At 70.4% G+C, this 2,677-nt stretch carries 1 protein-coding gene; it reads right to left on the minus strand.

Annotation, left to right across the window (positions count from 1 at the left end; translation table 11 throughout):
• On the minus strand, positions 1 to 2,667 hold a 2,667-nt coding region (locus tag ADK36_RS08080), incomplete at its 3' end, for a non-ribosomal peptide synthetase (protein ID WP_234329714.1).
• Positions 2,668 to 2,677: the final 10 nt, after the last annotated feature.

A 2,677-nucleotide genomic window follows, 5' to 3' on the forward strand; every position in this document is an offset into this window, starting at 1 on the left:
CCCCAGATACCCACGCGCCAACCCCACCCCAGCCACATACAACTCACCCGCCACACCCACCGGAACCGGCCGCAACCCCCCATCCAGCACATAGACCCGGATGTTGGGCAGGGGGCGTCCGATCGGGATCGACGCCTCGTCGCCCTCCTGACCGCACTGCGAGTAAGTGACCTCCACCGATGCCTCGGTGGGGCCGTAGAGGTTGTGCAGCGGGACATCGAGCACGGCCCGGAACCGCGCCGCCAGCTGGGCCGGCAGGGCCTCGCCGGAGCAGAGGACATGGCGCAGGCCCGTGCAGTGCGCGGCGGACGACTCGTCGAGGAAGGCCTGCAGCATCGACGGCACGAAATGGACGACCGTGACGCGCCGGGAGCGGATGACCTCGGCCAGGTAGACCGGGTCCTTGTGCCCGCCCGGTTCCGCCATGACCAGGGTCGCGCCGGTCATCAGGGGCCAGAAGAACTCCCGTACGGAGACGTCGAAGCCGAAGGGGGTCTTCTGAAGGACCCGGTCCGTGGTGCGCAGGCCGTACTCCTCCTGCAGCCACAGCAGCCAGTTCACGACCCCGCGATGCGGGACGACGACGCCCTTCGGACGCCCGGTGGAGCCCGAGGTGTACATCACATAGGCGGGGTGATCGGGGTTCACCGCGGGCAGGTTCTCCGTGCCCGCCCCGCTGTCGTCCGAGGTTCCGGTGAGGTCCACGGACGCCAGCCATGACGCGTCGATCACCAGGGCCGGCCGGGCGTCGTCCAGCATGTAGGCGATGCGCTCGGCCGGGTATTCCGGGTCCACCGGGAGGTACGCCGCGCCCGTCTTCAGCACTGCGAGCAGCACCACGACCAGCTCCGGTGAGCGTTCCAGGCGGACCGCGACGACGTCCTCGGGTCCGACCGCGTGACCGGTCAGGTGCCGGGCGAGTCGGTTGGCGCGGGCGTTCAGCTCGCCGTAGCTCAGTTCCGTCTCGCCGTGTTCCAGTGCGACGGCGTCCCGGTCCCGCGCGACCTGGGCCTCGAACAGATCCGACAGGGTCATGGACGGTACGGACACCGCTGTGCCCTGCCAGTCGACGAGCAGCCGGTGCCGCTCCGCCTCGCCGAGGACGTCCAGTTCACCGATCCCGAGGTGCGGATCGGCGACCACCGCCCGTAGGAGCCGCGCGAACCGGTCGGCGATGCCTTCGGCCGTGGCCCGGTCGAAGAGAGCGGCCGAGAAGTTGAGGGTGCCGTCCAGGCCGGCCGGGGACCCGTCCGCTCCGTACTCCTCGCTCAGGCTGAAGTCCAGATCGAACTTGGCAGGGAGTGGTGCCACGGGGAGCGGTTCGGCGTTCACGCCCGGGAAGCACAGCTCGGTCCGGCTGTTGTTCTGGAGCACGAACATCACCTGGAACAGGGGATGCCGGGCCATGACGCGGGCCGGTGCCAGGTCCTCGACCAGCTGGTCGAAGGGGAGGTCCTGGTGGGCCAGTGCGCTCAGCCACCGTTCCTTCACGCGTGCCAGCACGTCGACGAAGCGGGGGTCGCCGGAGAGATCCGTGCGCAGGACGAGGGTGTTGACGAAGAACCCGACCAGTTCGTCCAGGGCGTCGTCGGTCCGGCCCGCGACGGGTGTGCCGATGGGGATGTCGGTACCGCACCCGAGCCGGAACAGCAGGACGGCCAGGGCCGATTCGAGCACCATGAACACCGTCGAGCCCTGCTCCTGTGCGAGGGAGACCAGCTGTCGGTGGGTCTCGGCCGGTACGCGCAGGGGGATCTCGCCACTCACGTGGCTTACGGCGGCCGGGCGGGGCCGGTCCGTGGGCAGCACCAGTTCCTCCGGCAGGTCCGCCAGCGCGGACCGCCAGTAGGTCAGTTGCCGGGACGCGTCACTGTCGCTGTCCCCCTTGTCGCCCAGCAGGTCGTCCTGCCACAGGGTGTAGTCCGCGTACTGCACCGGCAGTGGCGCCCAGTCCGGGGCCTTGCCCTGGCAGCGGGCGGCGTAGGCCGCGGAGAGGTCCCTCACGAGCGGGGCCAGGGACCAGCCGTCCACCGCGATGTGATGCAGGACGAGCAGGAGCACGTGGTCGTCCGGTCCGGCCGTGAACAGCGTGGCGCGGAAGGGGATCCGGGACGACAGCTCGAACGGTTCCAGCGCGGCTTCCCGGATCGCCTCGGTCCGGTCGGCGCCGGCGGGTGTGACGGTGAGCAGGGGGCTCAGGTCCTCCGGTGCCAGCACTTTCTGCCGTGGCTGTCCGAGGTGGGCGGGGAAGACCGTCCGGAGTGCCTCGTGCCGGACGACGATGTCGCCCAGGGCAGCCCTCAGCGCCTCCTGGTCGAGCGCGCCCGTGAGGCGTACGGCCATGGGGGTGTGGTAGGCGGGGTTCGGCCCCTCCAGTTCGTTGAGGAACCAGAGCCTGCGCTGGGCGAACGACAGGGGCAGGACGTCGGGACGCTCCCGCACCGTGACGGCCGGCCGGGTGCGGCCGGGCTGCTCCATGCGGGCCGCCAGCCCGGTGACGGTGGGGTTGTCGAAGAGGTCGCGCATGCTCAATTCGACGCTCAGGGCGGTCCGCACGCGGGAGACCAGGCGGGTGGCGAGCAGGGAGTGTCCGCCGAGTTCGAAGAAGTTGTCGTCGACACCGACCCGCGGCAGACCGAGGACATCGGCGAACACCTCACACAGCACCCGCTCCTCA

It is taken from the genome of Streptomyces viridochromogenes, from assembly GCF_001270495.1.
Lineage (GTDB): Bacteria > Actinomycetota > Actinomycetes > Streptomycetales > Streptomycetaceae > Streptomyces > Streptomyces viridochromogenes_A.